The sequence below is a fragment of the Burkholderia sp. AU32262 genome (assembly GCF_020419985.1).
Taxonomy (GTDB): Bacteria; Pseudomonadota; Gammaproteobacteria; order Burkholderiales; family Burkholderiaceae; genus Burkholderia; species Burkholderia semiarida.
In genome coordinates this window covers 39,134-52,763 of sequence record NZ_JAIZRS010000015.1, presented here as the reverse complement: position 1 = coordinate 52,763, position 13,630 = coordinate 39,134, and the positions used below count along the sequence as shown (strand labels likewise).

Genomic DNA, 13,630 nt, shown 5'->3' with positions numbered 1-13,630 from the left:
GAAAACGCCCGGTGCCGACGACGAGTCGGGCCGGGCGTTTTGTTTGGCGGCGCGTCACGATCGCCGGCCCGTCGCCGGCGTCTATGCGCCGAACGCCGCCTTCGCCAGCAACCCCAACGCGACGCACACGAGCACGGCCGCGAACCCGGCCTGCACGTGCCGCGCGGCGAGGTGGCGCGACGCGCCGCGGCCGGCGGCCATGCCGAGCGCGGTCGCGACGGTGAACCACAGCGTCACGTCGAGCGGCGCGCGCGTGCCCGACACGAGCGTGGCCAACACGCCGCCGGTGCCGACCAGCGCGATCACCATCAGCGACGTCGCGACCACCCCATGCATCGACACGTTCGTGAACTTGCGCAGCATCGGCACGATCACGAAGCCGCCGCCGACACCGAGCAATCCCGTCATCAAGCCCGTGACCGCGCCGGTCGACGCCAGCGCGATGCCCACGGGCCACGACCACACGAGCCGGCCCGTATCGGGATTCACGCGGCCGACGCACAGCGGCGACGCGTCCGCATCGGCCGCCTGCCGCCGCAGCGCCTGTCGCAACAGGCGGCCGGCGACGACCAGCATCGTCAGCGCGAACAGCGTGAGCAGCAGGCGCTGCGGCAGCACGTGCGCGAGCCGCACGCCGAGCGTGGTCAGCGGCACGCCGGCCACGGCCATCAGCAGCGCGGCGCGATAGCGCACGAGCCCACGGCGAAAGCCTTCGAGCGCGCCGAGCGCGGCGCTGCCGGCCACCGCGACGAGCGCGACGGGCGTGGCCTGCTGCATCGGCCAGCTCATTCCGACGACGAGCGCGGGCACCGCGAGAATGCCGCCGCCGGCGCCGGTCAGGCCGAGCACGGCGCCGACGAAACCGCCGAGCACGAGGGAAATCAGCATGACGTCATCGCGCTCCGGTCAGCGTGCGATCGCGGGCTTCGCGAGCCACTCGCGGCCCTTGAGCATCGCCTTCCAGTAGAGCGGCGGCAGCACGCGCTCCTTGAGCAGCCATGCGAGCCGCGACGGGCGCTTGCCGTCGATCAGCCATGCGGGGAAGGTCGGCGCGACCTTGCCGCCGTACAGGAACTCGGCGAGCACGATCTTGCCGCGCTCGACGGTGAGCGGGCACGAGCCGTAGCCGTCGTACACCGCGTCGCCGTGCGCGCGGCCGAGCGACGCGAGCAGGTTGTGCGCGACGACGGGCGCCTGCTTGCGGGCGGCCGCGGCCGTTTTCGCATTGGTCGTGTTGGTGACGTCGCCGAGCGCGTAGATGTCCGGAAACTGCTTGTGCCGCAGCGTCGCCGGATCGACGTCGATCCAGCCGGCCGCATCGGCGAGCGGGCTCGCGCGCACGAAGTCCGGCGCCTTCTGCGGCGGCACGACGTGGATCATGTCGAACGCGCGCTCGACGGTTTCCTTGCCGCCTTCCGGCAGCGCGCGCGAGAACGTCGCATGGCGCGCGGGCCCGTCGATCGCGACGAGGTTGTGGCCGAACGACAGCGCGATGTCGTAGCTTTTCACGTACGCCATCAGCGCGGGCACGTAATCGGCGACGCCGAACAGCGCGCCGCCCGCATTCAGGAATTCGACGTTCGCGGCCGCGAGTCGGCCCGCGCGCCGCCAGTGGTCGCATGACAGGTACATCGCCTTTTGCGGCGCGCCCGCGCACTTGATCGGCATCGGCGGTTGCGTGAAGAGCGCATTGCCGCCGCGGAACGCCCGCACGAGTTCCCACGTGTACGGCGCGAGATCGTAGCGGTAGTTCGACGTGACGCCGTTGCGGCCGAGCGTGTCGGCGAGGCCGTCGATCGCGTGCCAGTCGAGCTTGAGCCCCGGACAGACGACGAGCTTGCGATAGCCGATGCGCCGGCAGCCGTCGAGCACGACCGCATGCGCGTCGGGCTCGAAGCCCGCGACGGCGGCCTGGATCCGCTGCACGCCGCGCGGCAGCACGTCGGTCATCGGCCGCGCGGTGGTGCCGGGCTGGAACACGCCCGCGCCGACCATCGTCCAGCCGGGCTGGTAATAGTGGACGTCGGCCGGATCGATCACCGCGATGTCGAGCGACGCATCGCGCGCGAGCAGGCTCGACGCGACCGCGATGCCCGCCGCACCGGCGCCGACGATCACGACGTCGTGCCGTGCGTCCACGGTCGGCGCCGTCCGGCGGCCGCCTGGCGAGACACGCGAGGCGAGTGCGCTCAGATCGTAGCCAGCCGCGCCGGCGGCGGCCACGAGGTCGTCCAGCGGCCGCAGCCCGGCTTGCGACAGCGCCCACAGCGTGGCCGAACGCGTGCCGCTGCGGCAGTACGCGAGCACGGGCCCGTCGAGCGACGCAAGCAGCGCACCGAACTGCGCGGCCTGGTCGTCGGTTACCTTGCCGGTATCGACCGGCAGGTAATGCACGTCGATGCCGAGCGGCGCGGCGGCCGCGCGGATCTCGGTGACGGTCGGCTGGTCGGCGCCTTCGCCGTCGGGCCGGTTGCAGATGATCGCGCGGATGCCGGCCGCGTGAAGCGCGGGCAGGTCGGCCGCCGCGATCTGCGGCGAGACCGACAGCGTGTCGGTCAGCTTGCGGATGGTCATGTCGGGGTTCTCCGGATGGGCGGGGCGCGCGGCTCAGATCGCGTCGAGCGGAATCTTCAGGTAGCGCACGCCGTTGTTCTCGGGTTCGGGCAGGTGGCCGGCGCGCATGTTGACCTGCACGGACGGCAGCATCAGCACGGGCATGTCGAGCGTCGCGTCGCGCGCGGTGCGCATCGCGACGAAATCGTCCTCGGTCACGCCGTCCTTCACGTGCACGTTCGCGCGGCGCTGCTCGGCGACGGTCGTCACGAACTGCACGTCGCGGCCGCCCGGCTGGTAGTCGTGGCACAGATACAGGCGCGTGTCGGGCGGCAGCGCGAGCACGCGCGCGATCGAGCGGTACAGCGTGCGCGCGTCGCCGCCGGGGAAGTCGCAGCGGGCCGTGCCGTAGTCGGGCATGAACAGCGTGTCGCCGACGAACGCCGCGCGCTGTGTCGCATCGTCCACGCAGTAGGTCATGCACGCGGGCGTGTGGCCCGGCGTGTGCAGCGCGCGGATCGTCAGCGCGCCGAGCGCGAGCGTGTCGCCGTCGTCGACGAGCCGGTCGAACTGGCGGCCGTCTTCCGCGAAGCCGGGGCCGGCGTTGAACAGCGTGCCGAACACGTGCTGCACGCGACGCACGTGCGAGCCGATCGCGATCCGGCCGCCGAGCCGTGCTTTCAGATACGGCGCGGCCGACAAGTGGTCGGCGTGCACGTGCGTTTCCAGCAGCCAGTGCACGGTCGCGCCGAGTTCGGCGACGCGCGCGATCAGCCGGTCGGCGCTGGCGGTGCGCGTGCGGCCGGATTTCGGGTCGTAGTCGAGCACGCTGTCGATCAGCGCGCACGCGCGGCTCGCCGTATCGAGCAGGAGATAGCTGACGGTGTGGGTCGCCGGGTCGAAAAAACCTTCGACCGACAGGGCGGGGGCGTGGCTCACGGGGTGTCCTCGATTGGGTTCTGCATCTGCAATCGCGGTCTTTGCTTCAAGAAGCGTGCCAACCTGCGGTGCAGCGTCCACCGATGTGGCAAGGACTTGATTCGGCTCGGTTTTTCGGTGCATCGGCGGCCCGCCGAAGGCGGCGGCGACATCCGGTTGACGACGATGACTGCCACAACTGGCAGTGTCGTGGCAGAATTGGCAGCCTGCCTGGCAGTCCGTCCGGGCGCCCCTTCGCCGAGCGAGCCGCCGCATGAATCCGCACGACACCATTCCGATCGTCCCCGCCCCGCGCCACGACGCGATGCCCGACGTACGCGCACTCGTCGCGTATCTCGAGCAGGACCCGCAGCCGATGATCGTCGTCGATCCCGACTACCGGATCCTCGCGGCGAACGACGCGTACCGGCGCCAGTTCGGTGTGGCCGGCGTCGAGCACGTGGGCCGGCACTGTTTCCAGGTGTCGCATCACTACGACGTGCCGTGCGATCAGGCCGGCGAGCATTGCCCGATGAAGCAGGCGCTCGAATCGCGCGGGCTGAACCGCGTGCTGCACATCCATCACACGCCGCGCGGCCCCGAGCATGTCGACGTCGAACTGCGGCCGATCTTCGATGCGCACGGCAACGTAATCGCGTATGTCGAGCGGCTGACGACGGTGCGCAGCGCGTCCGCGCAGCCGAGCGCGGAAGGGCTCGTCGGCGGCTCGGACGCGTTCAACGCGGCGCTCGGCGCGCTGCAGCGCGTGGCACCCTCGACGCTGCCGGTGCTGCTGCTCGGCGAATCGGGCACGGGCAAGGAGCTGTTCGCCCGCGCGCTGCACGAGGCGAGCGGCCGCGCGATGGGGCCGTTCGTCGTCGTCGATTGCTCGGGGATCGCCGAGACGCTGTTCGAGAGCGAGCTGTTCGGCTACGAGAAGGGCGCGTTCACGGGCGCGAACCAGCGCAAGCCGGGCCTCGTCGAAACCGCGCAGGGCGGCACGCTGTTTCTCGACGAGATCGGCGACGTGCCGCTGCCGATGCAGGTGAAGCTGCTGCGGCTGATCGAATCGGGGACGTTCCGGCGTGTCGGCGGCGTCGAGGCGCTGCGCGCCGATTTCCGGCTCGTCGCGGCCACCCACAAGCCGCTGCGCGAGATGATCGACGACGGCCGGTTCCGGCAGGATCTCTACTACCGGATCAACGCGTTTCCGATTCCGCTGCCGGCGCTGCGCGAACGGCGGGGCGACGTCGCGCTGCTGGCCGAATCGATCCTGCGGCGCATCGCGAACGCGCGCGGCAAGGCGGGCGACGCGAATGCCCGGCCGTTCACGCTGACCGAACGCGCGCGCGCATGCCTCGACGCGTATGCGTGGCCCGGCAACATCCGCGAGCTGCGCAACGTGCTCGAACGCGCGTGCCTGTTCGCGGACGACGGGACGATTCGCGTCGAACACCTGCCGGCCGAGCTGGTCGCGGCCGCGGCCGCGCCGCACGTGCAGGCGGCGGACACGCGCGGCGTGTCGGACGCGGAGCTCGTGCGCATCGCGCGCGCGTTCGACGGCACGCGCAAGGCGCTCGCCGAACGGCTCGGATTGAGCGAACGGACGCTGTACCGGCGGATGAAGGCGCTCGGTCTCGGTACGCGGGAGCGCTGAACGGCGGGTGTCGCGCGAGGCTGTCGGCGGCGCGCGGCTTCGTCGATAATGGCGCGTTCGATTCTGACCTCGTCGCCGATGAAAATACGCTTCCTTTTGCCTGGCCTGTTTCTCACGGCGGCAGCGCTGTCCAGTCCAGTACAGGCGGCCGATTACACGTGGACCGACGCGGCCGGCGCGCATGCCGTGACGCTCGCCAGAACCGTATCCGGCGACGACGTCGAGCTCAAGGTGTCCGCGACGCTCGACGGCCGCCCCGACTGGACGGTGCGCGACTACGTGAAGGATTGCCCGGTCGACGTGATTCTCGACGTCGTGCCGAAATCGATCGAGATGCGCGACCTGCTCGGCACCGGCCGCAAGCAGTTCCTGTTCGCGTACAAGATCGGTTGCCGCGGCGACGTGAGTGCCGATCAGGTCAAGTATTTCCTGATCGACGCGGGGACGAAGTACGTGCTGCGCGGCGAGGAAACCGTGACGGTCAACGGCAAGTTGGTCGACGGCGGCGCGGCGCCCGTGCCGAACGCGGACCTGAAGGCGCAGCCCGCGTTTCTGCGCTACATGACGAAGCGCTGGCGCGGGATCAGCATGCGCAGCGACTAGGGCGTGTTATTGGCGTGAACGGGCGCTGGCCGGACGCCCGGCCGTTGGGCGCGCGATACCGGCCGCCAGCGGTGAAACGGGCGGCACACGGGAAATCCGCTCGCCGCCCGCCCGTCATGCGATCAACGCACCGGCGCCAACTGCGCCATCGCTGCGCGCATGAAACCCAGCAGCGTGTCGTCGGTCCACGAGTCCTTCGACAGCGCCGGCTCGTTCATCAACGCCTGACGGAATTTCGCGTGCGTGGCCGGATCGTCGCCCGCGTAGCTGCGGAACAGCTCGAGCCAGCGCTGCGCGAGCGCGCGGCCTTGCGGCGAATCGGGCGGCGTGCCCGCATCGATCGCGTCGCGCACGTCGGCCATCAGTTGCGGCCATTCCATCGCGCGTACGGCGTAGTGCGTCCGCATGAAGCGGATCTCGTCCGGCGTGAGGTACTTCTCGAAGAGCCGCATCTTCGTTTCCGACGAAGCGCGCAGCACGTAGTCGCGCAACGCGGTCGAGATGCCGAACTTCGACTGCATCGACGGCTCCTGCTCGTGCATCAGGTTCAGCTTCGCGAGCAGCCGCGGATCGTTGTTCGTGTCGCGCACCAGCAGCGCCATCCAGCGCGCGGCGAGCGCACGCACGCGCTCGTCCTCGGCGGGCACGCCCGCCTCGTGCAGCGCACGAACTTGCGCGACGAGCGCGATCCATTCCGCGTCGCCGGCCTGGCTCTTCTGGTACATCGGCAGGCGCGCGAGTTCTTCCTCGGAGAAATATTTGTCGTACACGGTCATCAACTCCAGTGTGGTGAGCCAATCGGCCAGTTCCGGCTCGGTGCCCGCCGCGAGCTGCGCATGCAGGCTCGCGAGCCGCTCGCGCAGCTGCGCGGTTTGCGCGAGCTGGCGGTCGAGCGACGCGATCTGCTTCGCGACGAGATCGACGAGCGGGGTGCCGGGCTGGTTCAGGTAGTCGCCGATTTCGGCGAGCGACAGTCCGAAGCGACGCAGGGCCTGGATCTGGTGGAGCCGGGCGATGTCGTCGCGGTCGTACAGCCGGTAGCCGTTGTCGGCGCGCGCCGAAGGCGTCAGCAGGCCGATGGCGTGATAGTGATGAAGCGTGCGGACGGTCAGCCCGCTGCGTTTCGCCAGTTCTCCCACTTTCAGCCGCATTCGTTCCTCCGTTCGGTGCGCACACTGGAGTCTCGAACGTTACGCTACGTGAGGGTCAAGCGGAAGATCGGCGATCGGACGCGCGTGGCGGGTAGCCGCACGCGCGTCCGATCCGAGGGGGCCGGTTATTGCGCCGAAGGCGCGGCGGCGCGTGCTTCCTTGCCGGTCGCAGTGTCGCCGGCGGCGTTGCCGGCCTTGTCGGACGGCGCGTCCTTGCCGGCCGGCGGCGTGCCCATCGCCTGGTAAAGCCGCGCGGTATCCGCGAGCCGCGCACCGGTCGCGCGAATCTCGTCGAGCCGCGCATTGCGGTACTGCAACTCGCTCGCGCGCGCGGCCGACGGCGGCAGCGCGCCGAGCCGCACGCGGGCGGCCGCGTCGTCGTATGCGCCCCGTGCGGACAGCGCGGCGCGCGACGACGCATCGAGCGCTTGCGCGTCGTGCTCGAGCGCCGCGAGCGAATCGGCGACGTTCTGGAACGCGCCGAGCACCGCCTGCTTGCACTGGTCGACCGCGGCCTCGTAAGTCGCCTTCGCCGCGCGGCGCTGCGCGAGCAGCGCGCCGCCGTGAAAGATCGGCTGGCTCAGCGACGCGCCGACGTTCCAGATCGCGCCGGCGCCCGACAGCATCGCCGGCCAGCTGAAGCCGCCTTTGCCCATCGCCGCCGACAGTGACAGTTGCGGGAACATCTGCGCGGTCGCGAGGCCCACTTCGGCGGCGGCGGCCTTCAGCCCCGCGTCGGCGGCCTGGATGTCCGGGCGGCTTTGCAGCAGGTCCGACGGCACGACGACGGGCACCTGTTCGGGCAGGTGCAGGTCGGCGAGCGCGAGATCGGCCGGCGGCCGGTCGGGCGTGCGGCCGACCAGCACCGCGAGCGCATGGCGCGCCGAGTCGCGCTGCTGGCGCAGCGCGGGCAGGCTCGCCGCGAACGTGTCGGCGCTTTGCCGGGCATTGAGCGCGTCGCTGCGCGATGCCGAACCGAGCGCGTAACGGCGCTCGGCGTCGTGCGCCTGGTCGTTCGCGAGCGCGACGAGCCGCTCGGTGGTCTCGATCTGCGCATTGAGCACCGACACGGTGATCGACGCGGTGACGATGTTCGCGGCCAGCGCACGCCGCGCGGATTCGAGCTGGAACGCGCTGACGTCGACGCGTTTCGCGAGCGCGCGGTTCCCGAAGCGCGACACGCCGAACAGGTCGACCGTGTAGCTCGCCTGCAGTTGCCCGACGAACGTGTCGTACAGCAGCGTCGGCGCGCCGAGCGCGGGAATCGGCACGCCGAGCGCGCGCTGGCGCGCGGCCTGGCCGACCGCGTCGATCGACGGCAGCATCGAGCTGCCGATCTGCCCGCGCAACTGTTCGCGCGCGGCATCGAGCGAATGCGACGCCGCGCTCAGCGTCGGGCTGTTGCGCAGCCCTTCGTCGACGAGCGCGTTCAGCGCATCGGAACGGTACTGTTTCCACCAGTCCGGCACCGGCTGTGCGCCGACCTCGAACTGCTGCGCGACGCCTTGCGCGGACACGGTCTGCTCGACCTGCGGCGCGGCGCCGTAGTGCGCGGGCGACGGCATCGCGGGCGGCTCGCCGCTCGGCGCGAACCATGCGCAGCCCGCGAGCGGGCCGGCGAGGCTCGCCGCCGCGAGCGCCCGAACGGTTTTCGTTTTCAGGGTCATCGATCGATTCATGGTCAGGTTCCCGACGGCGCGGCAGACGTGGCGCCTGGCGGCGGGCCGTCCCGAGGGTCGCGTTCGTCGCGCTTCACGCGGAACCACGTCGCGTACAGCGCAGGCAGATAGAACAGCGTCAGCACGGTGGCGCTCGTGATGCCGCCCATCAGCGCGGTCGCCATCGGCCCGAAGAAATTCGAGCGCAACAGCGGGATCAGCGCGAGCACGGCGGCCGCGGCCGTCAGCGTGATCGGGCGGAAGCGCCGCACGGTCGCGCCGATGATCGCGTCGACGCGGCCGTGGCCGACCGCGATGTCCTGCTCGATCTGGTCGACCAGGATCACCGAGTTGCGCATGATGATCCCGAACATCGCGATCACGCCGAGCATCGCGACGAAGCCGAACGGCTGGCCGAACAGCAGCAGCGTCGCGACCACGCCGATCAGCCCGAGCGGCGCGGTCAGCACGACCATCAGCACGCGCGAGAAGCTTTGCAGCTGGATCATCAACAGCGTGAACACGGCGATCGCCATCAGCGGCATCTGCGCGTTGATCGATGCCTGCGCCTTCGCGCTTTCCTCGACCGAGCCGCCGATGTTGATCTGATAGCCGACCGGCAACTGCGCGCGCAGCGCGTTCAGCTTCGCGTCGACCGCGTGCGTGACGTCGATGCCCTGTGCGCCGGCGCGCACGTCGGATTGCACGGTGATGGTCGGCTGGCGGTCGCGCTCCCACACGACGCCGTATTCGAGCGTCGGCGTGAAGCGGCCGAGCGAGCCGAGCGGCACGGGGCCGTTCGGCGTCGGCAGCGCGAGGCCCGCGAGCTTCGCCGGATCGACGCGGTCGGCGCGCGGCGCGCGCAGGTCGACGGCGATCAGCTTGTCGCGCTCGCGATACTGCGTGACGGTCGTGCCGGACAGCGTCATCGCGAGGAAGCTCGACACGTCCTGCGACGTGACGTTCAGCTCGCGCGCCTTCTTCTGGTCGAGCTCGAAGCGGACCGAGCGCTCGGCCGGCTCGTCCCAGTCGAACTGCACGTTGACCGTGCGCGCGTCTCCGCGCATCGTCGCCGCGACCTTCTCGGCGATCGAGCGCACCGTCGCGATGCTGTCGCCGCTCACGCGGAACTGCACCGGATAGCCGACCGGCGGGCCGTTCTCGAGCCGCGACAGCCGCCAGCGCACGGCCGGGAACTTGTCGCGCAGCGTGGTTTCGAGCCAGGCCGCGAGCTTCTCGCGATCCTCGACCGATTTCGCGGTGATCACGAACTGCGCGAAGTTCGGCAGTTGCAACTGCTGATCGAGCGGCAGGTAGAAGCGCGGCGCGCCGCTGCCGACGAAGTTCACCGCATGGTCGATCTCGGGACGCTTGTCGATCACCTTCTCGAGGCGCTCGGTCTCGCGCAGCGTCGCCGCGAACGACGCACCTTCGGGCAGCCGCAGGTCGACCAGCAGCTCGGGCCGGTCGGAGCTCGGGAAGAACTGCTGCGGCACGAGCGTGAAGCCCATCAGCGCGACGACGAACAGCGCGCCCGTGATCAGCAGCACGACGAAGCGCCGCTCGATGCACCAGTCGATCCAGCCGCGCAGCCGCCGGTAGAAGCGGGTGTCGTAGATGTCGTGCTCGTGATCGTCGGGCAGGTGCGCCTCGTGCGCGTGCCGCTTGCGCTCGGGCAGCATGTGATAGCCCAGCAGCGGGATCAGCACGACGGCCGCGAACCACGACGCGATCAGCGCGATCGCCGACACCTCGAAGATCGAGCGCGTGTATTCGCCGGTGCTCGATTTCGCGAGCGCGATCGGCAGGAAGCCCGATACCGTGACGAGCGTGCCCGTCAGCATCGGGAACGCGGTGCTGGTGTACGCGAAGGCGGCGGCGCGCGCGCGGCTGTAGCCCTGTTCGAGCTTCACGGCCATCATCTCGACCGCGATGATCGCGTCGTCGACGAGCAGCCCGAGCGCGAGCACGAGCGTGCCGAGCGACACCTTGTGCAGCCCGATGTCGAACAGGTACATGAAGAGGGCGGTGACCGCGAGCACGACCGGAATCGAGATCACGACGACCATCCCGGTGCGCAGCCCGAGCGACACGAGGCTCACGACCAGCACGATCGCGACCGCTTCGGCGACGGCTTCGAGGAAGTCGTCGACCGAGTGCGAGACCGCGTGCGGCATGCTCGATACTTCGGTCAGCTTCAGGCCGGCCGGCAGTTGCGCCTGCAGATCCTTCGATTCGGCGTCGAGCGCCTTGCCGAGCCGGATCACGTCGCCGCCCGGCTGCATCGTCACGCCGATGCCGAGCACCGCATGGCCGTTCGCGCGCATCTGCGTAACCTGGGGATCGTCGTAGCCGCGCCTGACCGTCGCGAGATCGCCGAGCCGGAACGTGCGGCCGTTGATGCGGATCAGCGTGTCGGCGATCGCGGCGACGTTGTCGAACTGGCCGCTCGGCCGCACGAACACGCGATCGTCGGCGGTCGTCAGCACGCCGGCCGACGAGATGTCGTTCTGCGCGTTGATCGCCTGCCCGAGCTGCTGCGGCGAGATGCCGAGCCGCGTGAGCTGCGCGTTGTTGACCTCGATGAAGATCCGCTGGTCGGGGTCGCCGAAATAGTCGACCTTGCCGACGCCCGGCACGCGCAGCAGCACGGTGCGCAACTGGTCCGCGTAGTCGTGCAGTTGCGCGGGCGTGAAGCCGTCGCCCTCGAGCGTCCAGATGTTGGTGTAGACGTCGCCGAATTCGTCGTTGAAGAACGGACCCTGCACGCCGGGCGGCAGCGTATAGCCGATGTCGCCCACCTTCTTGCGGATCTGGTACCAGGTCTCGCGCACGTCCTTCACGGGCGCCGAATCCTTCATCGTGAAGAAGATCAACGATTCGCCGGGGCGCGAATAGCTGCGCAGGAAATCGATGGCCGGCGTTTCCTGCAGCTTGCGGCCGATCCGGTCGGTCACCTGTTCCTGCACCTGCCGCGCGCTCGCGCCGGGCCAGAAGGTACGGATCACCATCACGCGGAACGTGAACGGCGGGTCTTCGGATTGCGCGAGCCGCGTGTAAGCGAGGATGCCCGCGAGCGTCGCGAGCGCGATCAGGTAGACGACCAGCGCCTGGTGGCGCAGCGCCCAGGCGGACAGGTTGAAGCGGCCTTCTTCGTGGGAGACGCTCACGATGCGAAGTCCTCCGGATGCAGCGGCGCGATCGCGCGCACCTTCTCGCCCGCGCTGACCGTATGCACGCCCTGCAGCACGACGCGCTCGCCCGGCTGCAGCCCGCGCGACACGGTGACGGTGCGCTCGTTGAAGCGCGCGACGTCGACGCGGCGCAACTCGAGCGTGTCGTCCTTGGTGCGCACGACCCACACGGCCGGCTGCGCGCCGTCGTGGAACAGCGCGGTGGCGGGCAGCGTGATCGGCTGCGCGTCGCCGGCAACCGGCGCGCCGGCGAACGCGACGTCCGCGGTCATCCCGAGCCGGATCGCGGGGTCGGGCGTGCCGAGCGTGAGCTTCACGCGCCAGGTGCGGCTTTGCGGATCGGCGGCCGGCGCGATTTCGCGCACCTTCGCGGCGAACTGACGCCCCGGCAGCGACGGCAGCGTGACGGTGGCCGCATGACCGGGCGCGAGCGACGCGAGCGCGGCCTCGGGCACGTCGCTCACCACGTCGACGTCGCCCGACCACGCGAGCTGGTAGACCGGCTGGCCGGCCGACACGTTCTGGCCGGTATCGGCCTGTTCGGCGGTGATGGTGCCCGCGTGATCGGCGACGAGCGTCGCGTAGCGGAGCTGGTTCTTCGCGAGCGCGAGCTGCTGCTGCGCCTGGTCGCGCTGCGCGAGCGCCGACGTGTAGCTGTTCTGGGTCTGTTCGAGCTGCGCGGTCGCGATCAGGTTTTCGCGGGCCTGCGCGCGATCGCGGTCGAGCTGCTGCTTCGCGAACGCGAGGCTGTGCGTCGCGGCATCGAGTTGCGCCTGCGCACTCGCGGCGTTCTTCTCGACGTCGGACGGATCGAGCAGCGCGACGACCTGGCCGACCTTCACCGTATCGCCGAGCCGCACCCGGCGCTCGATGATCTTGCCGGCGATGCGGAACGACAGCGGGGTGGCATAGCGCGGCTGGATGTCGCCGGGCAGCGTGCGCGCGGCCGCGGCGGTGTCGGCCCGTGCGGGCAGCGCGACGACGGGGCGCGGGGCGGGCGGCGCGGATTCTTTCGGATGACAGGCGGCAAGGACGAGCGCGGCGCCGATCAGCAGCGCGGCGCGGGAACCGGAGCGATTCACGAAACCCCCAGGTGAGGTGGAGCGGAACGAAGCCGGCAAGCGCGGCGGGCGCTTGCCCCAAAACGGCGCCGGCATCGGCGCGCGCGGACAGACGGACAACATTGTCAGAAACTGTGGCGGATTCTAATACACACCTGTATCCGAATGCAAAGATGAATCTGAAAGGGAAAGGATGCTAGACTGCGCGCCATGAAACCACAGCGCTTAACTCGAGAGCAGAGCCGGGACCAGACGCGCGAACGTCTGCTGAAAGCCGCGCATCGCATTTTTCTGAAGAAGGGCTATGTGGCCGCGAGCGTCGAGGACATCGCGGCGGCGGCTGGCTATACGCGCGGTGCGTTCTATTCGAATTTCCGCAGCAAGTCCGACTTGCTGCTGGAGTTGCTGGAGCGCGATCACGAGGAGGTGCGGGCCGACTTCGAGGCGATTTTCGAAGGCGGCGGCACGCGCGAGCAGATGGAATCGATGGCGCTCGCGTATTACCGGACGCTGTTTCGCGACGACGAATATTCGCTGCTGTGGGGCGAGGCGAAGCTGCAGGCCGCGCGCGACGCGAAGTTCCGCGTGCGCTTCAACCAGTTCCTGCACGGCAAGCGCGTGCAGATGGCCGAATTCATCGAGCGCTTCGCCGAGCGCTCGGGCACGCCGCTGCTGCTGCCGGCCGACACGCTCGCGTTCGGGCTGATGTGCCTGTGCGACGGCGTGCAGTCGTACTACACGGCCGATCCGCAGCACGTGTCGGCCGACGTGGCCGAAGCGGCGCTCGCGGGGTTCTTCGCGCGGGTCGTGCTGGGGCGCGCGCCGGACTGACCGG

10 protein-coding genes are annotated in these 13,630 nt (G+C 70.0%); 3 read left to right on the top strand and 7 right to left on the bottom strand.

Annotated features, from left to right (window positions below; genetic code table 11):
• Positions 1-81: 81 nt before the first annotated feature.
• From LGN10_RS18990 to LGN10_RS18980, 3 genes are read right to left on the bottom strand one after another with little or no spacing between them, the layout of a single operon-like run.
• On the bottom strand, positions 82-888 hold the full coding sequence (locus LGN10_RS18990; protein ID WP_027784512.1) for a sulfite exporter TauE/SafE family protein: 807 nt from the start codon (positions 886-888) through the stop codon (positions 82-84).
• Positions 889-906: 18 nt separating this feature from the next.
• Positions 907-2,574, bottom strand: a complete 1,668-nt coding sequence (locus LGN10_RS18985) for a bifunctional protein tyrosine phosphatase family protein/NAD(P)/FAD-dependent oxidoreductase (RefSeq protein WP_226224579.1) — start codon at positions 2,572-2,574, stop codon at positions 907-909.
• Positions 2,575-2,607: 33 nt separating this feature from the next.
• On the bottom strand, positions 2,608-3,492 hold the full coding sequence (locus tag LGN10_RS18980; protein ID WP_059583456.1) for an MBL fold metallo-hydrolase: 885 nt from the start codon (positions 3,490-3,492) through the stop codon (positions 2,608-2,610).
• Between the two features lie 253 nt (positions 3,493-3,745).
• Here LGN10_RS18980 and LGN10_RS18975 point away from each other — a divergent pair, with 253 nt between their 5' ends.
• A complete protein-coding gene (locus LGN10_RS18975; RefSeq protein ID WP_124863587.1) occupies positions 3,746-5,128 on the top strand; it encodes a sigma-54 interaction domain-containing protein in 1,383 nt (460 codons plus the stop codon).
• Between the two features lie 78 nt (positions 5,129-5,206).
• Positions 5,207-5,731 carry a M949_RS01915 family surface polysaccharide biosynthesis protein gene (locus LGN10_RS18970; RefSeq protein WP_099316639.1) on the top strand — a complete coding sequence of 175 codons (525 nt, stop codon included), beginning with the start codon at positions 5,207-5,209 and terminating at the stop codon, positions 5,729-5,731.
• 122 nt (positions 5,732-5,853) lie between these two features.
• Here the strand turns inward: LGN10_RS18970 and LGN10_RS18965 are convergent, their stop codons facing one another.
• The 4 genes from LGN10_RS18965 to LGN10_RS18950 form a co-directional block, all read right to left on the bottom strand.
• Complete coding sequence (locus LGN10_RS18965) at positions 5,854-6,882, bottom strand: MerR family transcriptional regulator (RefSeq protein WP_226224578.1); 1,029 nt, start codon at positions 6,880-6,882, stop codon at positions 5,854-5,856.
• Between the two features lie 125 nt (positions 6,883-7,007).
• Entirely contained in the window at positions 7,008-8,561 is a 1,554-nt protein-coding gene (locus LGN10_RS18960; RefSeq protein ID WP_226224577.1) for an efflux transporter outer membrane subunit, read from the bottom strand.
• A 2-nt stretch (positions 8,562-8,563) separates the two neighbouring features.
• On the bottom strand, positions 8,564-11,710 hold the full coding sequence (locus tag LGN10_RS18955) for an efflux RND transporter permease subunit (protein WP_226224576.1): 3,147 nt from the start codon (positions 11,708-11,710) through the stop codon (positions 8,564-8,566).
• Positions 11,707-12,816, bottom strand: a complete 1,110-nt coding sequence (locus tag LGN10_RS18950; protein WP_059583447.1) for an efflux RND transporter periplasmic adaptor subunit — start codon at positions 12,814-12,816, stop codon at positions 11,707-11,709. The genes LGN10_RS18955 and LGN10_RS18950 overlap by 4 nt, the downstream gene beginning before the upstream one ends.
• Before the next feature lie 189 nt (positions 12,817-13,005).
• Here LGN10_RS18950 and LGN10_RS18945 point away from each other — a divergent pair, with 189 nt between their 5' ends.
• Positions 13,006-13,626 carry a TetR/AcrR family transcriptional regulator gene (locus LGN10_RS18945; protein ID WP_059583446.1) on the top strand — a complete coding sequence of 207 codons (621 nt, stop codon included), beginning with the start codon at positions 13,006-13,008 and terminating at the stop codon, positions 13,624-13,626.
• Positions 13,627-13,630: the final 4 nt, after the last annotated feature.